Source organism: Acinetobacter lwoffii, from assembly GCF_024129715.1.
Classification (GTDB): Bacteria; Pseudomonadota; Gammaproteobacteria; order Pseudomonadales; family Moraxellaceae; genus Acinetobacter; species Acinetobacter lwoffii_U.
In genome coordinates this window covers 1-5,590 of sequence record NZ_JAMXXM010000046.1, presented here as the reverse complement: position 1 = coordinate 5,590, position 5,590 = coordinate 1, and the positions used below count along the sequence as shown (strand labels likewise).

2 tRNA genes and 3 rRNA genes are annotated in these 5,590 nt (G+C 49.0%); all 5 read right to left on the bottom strand.

Going from position 1 to position 5,590, the window contains the following annotated elements:
- Positions 1-8 precede the first annotated feature (8 nt).
- Positions 9-123 (bottom strand): 5S ribosomal RNA (rrf, locus tag NI462_RS14595).
- Between the two features lie 213 nt (positions 124-336).
- Positions 337-3,231, bottom strand: a 23S ribosomal RNA gene (locus tag NI462_RS14590).
- 449 nt (positions 3,232-3,680) lie between these two features.
- A tRNA-Ala gene (locus NI462_RS14585) sits at positions 3,681-3,756 on the bottom strand.
- A gap of 45 nt (positions 3,757-3,801) precedes the next feature.
- Positions 3,802-3,878: transfer RNA gene (locus tag NI462_RS14580), tRNA-Ile, on the bottom strand.
- Positions 3,879-3,938: 60 nt separating this feature from the next.
- Positions 3,939-5,476 (bottom strand): 16S ribosomal RNA (locus tag NI462_RS14575).
- Together the 16S, 23S and 5S rRNA genes with 2 tRNA genes alongside form the textbook arrangement of a ribosomal RNA operon.
- Positions 5,477-5,590: the final 114 nt, after the last annotated feature.

Sequence of the window (5,590 nt, the reverse complement as noted above, 5' to 3'; positions counted from 1 at the left end):
GAATAATGAGCTGGCGATGACTTACTCTCACATGGGTAACCCCACACTACCATCAGCGCTAAGAGGTTTCACTTCTGAGTTCGGGAAGGGATCAGGTGGTTCACTCTTGCTATGGTCGCCAGCACAACTGTTTATGGACTTGTTCGGGTCTTATTTAACTGCTGTTGCAGTGTTTGCCGTACTTCGTACCAAATGAGTTATTAACAGAGATACTTGAGTTAAATTAGGTTGTTCATTTTATCTAGCTTTTCAACTAAATCAAGCTGTTTTGCTTAATATCGAATCAATTGATCCTCACTTCTTTCGAAGTTCGTACAACAACTGTTTGGGTGTTGTATAGTCAAGCCTCACGAGCAATTAGTATTGGTCAGCTTCACATATCACTATGCTTCCACATCCAACCTATCAACGTCGTAGTCTTCAACGGCTCTTTAGGAGACATAAAGTCTCGGGGAAATCTTATCTTGAGGTAGGCTTCCCGCTTAGATGCTTTCAGCGGTTATCCCTTCCGAACATAGCTACCCGGCGATGCCACTGGCGTGACAACCGGTACACCAGAGGTTCGTCCACTCTGGTCCTCTCGTACTAGGAGCAGATCCTCTCAAATTTCCAACGCCCACGGTAGATAGGGACCGAACTGTCTCACGACGTTCTAAACCCAGCTCGCGTACCTCTTTAAATGGCGAACAGCCATACCCTTGGGACCTGCTTCAGCCCCAGGATGAGATGAGCCGACATCGAGGTGCCAAACACCGCCGTCGATATGAACTCTTGGGCGGTATCAGCCTGTTATCCCCAGAGTACCTTTTATCCGTTGAGCGATGGCCCTTCCATACAGAACCACCGGATCACTAAGACCTACTTTCGTACCTGCTCGACTTGTGGGTCTCGCAGTTAAGCGCGCTTTTGCCTTTATACTCTACGCGTGATTTCCGACCACGCTGAGCGCACCTTCGTACTCCTCCGTTACTCTTTAGGAGGAGACCGCCCCAGTCAAACTACCCACCAGACATGGTCCTCGTCCCGGATAACGGGACAGAGTTAGAACCTCAATATTACCAGGGTGGTATTTCAAGGACGGCTCCATCGCAACTAGCGTCGCGACTTCAAAGCCTCCCACCTATCCTACACAAGTAAGATCAAAGTTCAATGTCAAGCTGCAGTAAAGGTTCACGGGGTCTTTCCGTCTAGCCGCGGGTACACCGCATCTTCACGGCGAATTCGATTTCACTGAGTCTCTGCTGGAGACAGCGCCCCCATCATTATGCCATTCGTGCAGGTCGGAACTTACCCGACAAGGAATTTCGCTACCTTAGGACCGTTATAGTTACGGCCGCCGTTTACTGGGGCTTCGATCAAGAGCTTCGCTTACGCTAACCCCATCAATTAACCTTCCAGCACCGGGCAGGCATCACACCCTATACGTCCACTTTCGTGTTTGCAGAGTGCTATGTTTTTAATAAACAGTTGCAGGGGCCTGGTTTCTGAGGCTGTCGGCCGCTCAAGGAGCAAGTCCTATCACAGACAACAGCGTACCTTCTCCCGAAGTTACGGTACCATTTTGCCTAGTTCCTTCAGCAGAGTTCTCTCAAGCGCTTTGGTCTACTCGACCTGACCACCTGTGTCGGTTTCGGGTACGATTCCTGTGTAACTGAAGCTTAGAGACTTTTCCTGGAAGCATGGTATCAGCCACTTCACTGTACAAGTACAGCTTGCTATCAGTTCTCAGCATAGAGTACCCCGGATTTGCCTAAGATACATGCCTACAACCTTCCACCTGGACAACCAACGCCAGGCTGACTTAACCTTCTCCGTCCTCTCATCGCATTACACAGAAGTATTGGAATATTAACCAATTTCCCATCGACTACGCCTCTCGGCCTCGCCTTAGGGGTCGACTCACCCAGCCCCGATTAACGTTGGACTGGAACCCTTGGTCTTTCAGCGTGCGAGTTTTTCACTCGCATTGTCGTTACTCACGTCAGCATTCGCACTTCTGATACCTCCAGCAGACTTCTCAATCCACCTTCATCGGCTTACAGAACGCTCCCCTACCACGCATAATAAATTATGCATCCGCAGCTTCGGCATATAGTTTTAGCCCCGTTACATCTTCCGCGCAGGCCGACTCGACTAGTGAGCTATTACGCTTTCTTTAAAGGGTGGCTGCTTCTAAGCCAACCTCCTAGCTGTCTATGCCTTCCCACATCGTTTCCCACTTAACTATAATTTTGGGGCCTTAGCTGGCGGTCTGGATTGTTTTCCTCTTGACTACGGACGTTAGCACCCGCAGTCTGTCTCCCGGATAGTACTCATTGGTATTCGGAGTTTGCATCGGTTTGGTAAGTCGGGATGACCCCCTAGCCGAAACAGTGCTCTACCCCCAATGGTATTCGTCCGAGGCGCTACCTAAATAGCTTTCGGGGAGAACCAGCTATCACCAAGTTTGATTAGCCTTTCACCCCTATCCACAAGTCATCCCCTGGCTTTTCAACGACAGTGGGTTCGGTCCTCCAGTTAGTGTTACCCAACCTTCAACCTGCTCATGGATAGATCACCTGGTTTCGGGTCTATACCCAGCAACTAAACGCCCTATTAAGACTCGGTTTCCCTACGGCTCCCCTATTCGGTTAACCTTGCTACTGAATATAAGTCGCTGACCCATTATACAAAAGGTACGCAGTCACCGGACTAAGCCGGCTCCCACTGCTTGTATGCATGCGGTTTCAGGATCTATTTCACTCCCCTCACAGGGGTTCTTTTCGCCTTTCCCTCACGGTACTGGTTCACTATCGGTCAGTCAGGAGTATTTAGCCTTGGAGGATGGTCCCCCCATATTCAGACAAGGTTTCACGTGCCTCGCCCTACTCGACATCATCATATAAGCCCTTTCGTGTACAGGACTATCACCGTCTACGGTCGCACTTCCCAGAGCGTTCCACTAGAACTTATATGACTTAATGGGCTCTTCCCCTTTCGCTCGCCGCTACTGAGGGAATCTCAATTGATTTCTTTTCCTAAGGGTACTGAGATGTTTCACTTCCCCTCGTTCGCCTTGCAACACTATGTATTCATGTTGCAATACCTACCTTATGGTAAGTGGGTTTCCCCATTCAGACATCTCCGGATCACAGGATATTTGCCGCCTCCCCGGAGCTTTTCGCAGGCTATCACGTCTTTCATCGCCTCTGACTGCCAAGGCATCCACCACATGCACTTAATTACTTGACTATACAACCCCAAACAGTCGTTTATCCTTACAAGTAGGATAAGCAACAGATTGTGATGATCTCTCATCACGCTCATACAGTTGGCGTCTTGTGCATTTAAGCACCGTACAGCATCAATTAGATTCATATACCAAAACGCTTGATTCAGTTAATTTCGCTAGAACTCATTTCTTGTAGTTACCTACTTGAAACGAGTTTGAACAAATTATTTCAACTCAAATATATTCTGTTAATGATTTTTCCAGCCTTCGTCAGGTCAGGAAACCGTGATAAATCACAGAGATTATCAAGTGCGCGTATCATAACGCTTGTACTTGTTAATCTCTAGGATCTAAACACTTGATCGCTTAGGAACTAAACAACTTCATCACTGTATGCTTACATACTGCGCGAAGCGTAGCTTCTTGCTTAAATTCCAAGTAAAAGCAGTGCTTTTATGATCTTGAAATTTGGTGGAGACTAGGAGAGTCGAACTCCTGACCTCCTGCGTGCAAAGCAGGCGCTCTACCAACTAAGCTAAGTCCCCAGCTTATCAATAAGTCAATGTATCTTTTCTTCTGTAGTCAGATAGTGGTGGGTCTGACAAGACTTGAACTTGTGACCCCACGCTTATCAAGCGTGTGCTCTAACCAACTGAGCTACAGACCCTCAGATACATCGTATGAAGAACAACTTGTTGTGGATTCTTACCAATCGTCAATCTTTCGTTAAGGAGGTGATCCAGCCGCAGGTTCCCCTACGGCTACCTTGTTACGACTTCACCCCAGTCATCTGCCACACCGTGGTAAGCGTCCCCCCTAAGGTTAGACTACCTACTTCTGGTGCAACAAACTCCCATGGTGTGACGGGCGGTGTGTACAAGGCCCGGGAACGTATTCACCGCGGCATTCTGATCCGCGATTACTAGCGATTCCGACTTCATGGAGTCGAGTTGCAGACTCCAATCCGGACTACGATCGGCTTTTTGAGATTAGCATCCTCTCGCGAGGTAGCAACCCTTTGTACCGACCATTGTAGCACGTGTGTAGCCCTGGTCGTAAGGGCCATGATGACTTGACGTCGTCCCCGCCTTCCTCCAGTTTGTCACTGGCAGTATCCTTAAAGTTCCCGGCTTAACCCGCTGGCAAATAAGGAAAAGGGTTGCGCTCGTTGCGGGACTTAACCCAACATCTCACGACACGAGCTGACGACAGCCATGCAGCACCTGTATGTAAGTTCCCGAAGGCACCAATCCATCTCTGGAAAGTTCTTACTATGTCAAGACCAGGTAAGGTTCTTCGCGTTGCATCGAATTAAACCACATGCTCCACCGCTTGTGCGGGCCCCCGTCAATTCATTTGAGTTTTAGTCTTGCGACCGTACTCCCCAGGCGGTCTACTTATCGCGTTAGCTGCGCCACTAAAGCCTCAAAGGCCCCAACGGCTAGTAGACATCGTTTACGGCATGGACTACCAGGGTATCTAATCCTGTTTGCTCCCCATGCTTTCGCACCTCAGTGTCAGTATTAGGCCAGATGGCTGCCTTCGCCATCGGTATTCCTCCAGATCTCTACGCATTTCACCGCTACACCTGGAATTCTACCATCCTCTCCCATACTCTAGCCAACCAGTATCGAATGCAATTCCCAAGTTAAGCTCGGGGATTTCACATTTGACTTAATTGGCCACCTACGCGCGCTTTACGCCCAGTAAATCCGATTAACGCTTGCACCCTCTGTATTACCGCGGCTGCTGGCACAGAGTTAGCCGGTGCTTATTCTGCGAGTAACGTCCACTATCCAAGAGTATTAATCTCGGTAGCCTCCTCCTCGCTTAAAGTGCTTTACAACCAAAAGGCCTTCTTCACACACGCGGCATGGCTGGATCAGGGTTCCCCCCATTGTCCAATATTCCCCACTGCTGCCTCCCGTAGGAGTCTGGGCCGTGTCTCAGTCCCAGTGTGGCGGATCATCCTCTCAGACCCGCTACAGATCGTCGCCTTGGTAGGCCTTTACCCCACCAACTAGCTAATCCGACTTAGGCTCATCTATTAGCGCAAGGCCCGAAGGTCCCCTGCTTTCTCCCGTAGGACGTATGCGGTATTAGCATCCCTTTCGAGATGTTGTCCCCCACTAATAGGCAGATTCCTAAGCATTACTCACCCGTCCGCCGCTAGGTCAGGTAGCAAGCTACCTTTCCCCGCTCGACTTGCATGTGTTAAGCCTGCCGCCAGCGTTCAATCTGAGCCATGATCAAACTCTTCAGTTTAAAATCAGTAGCACCTTAAAGGGTGCCAATCTTGGCTCATCAATTTTCTGACAAATATTTCTCAAATAAACTTCGAGTAATTTCTACCATCAATCAATGAAAATAATTTCGATC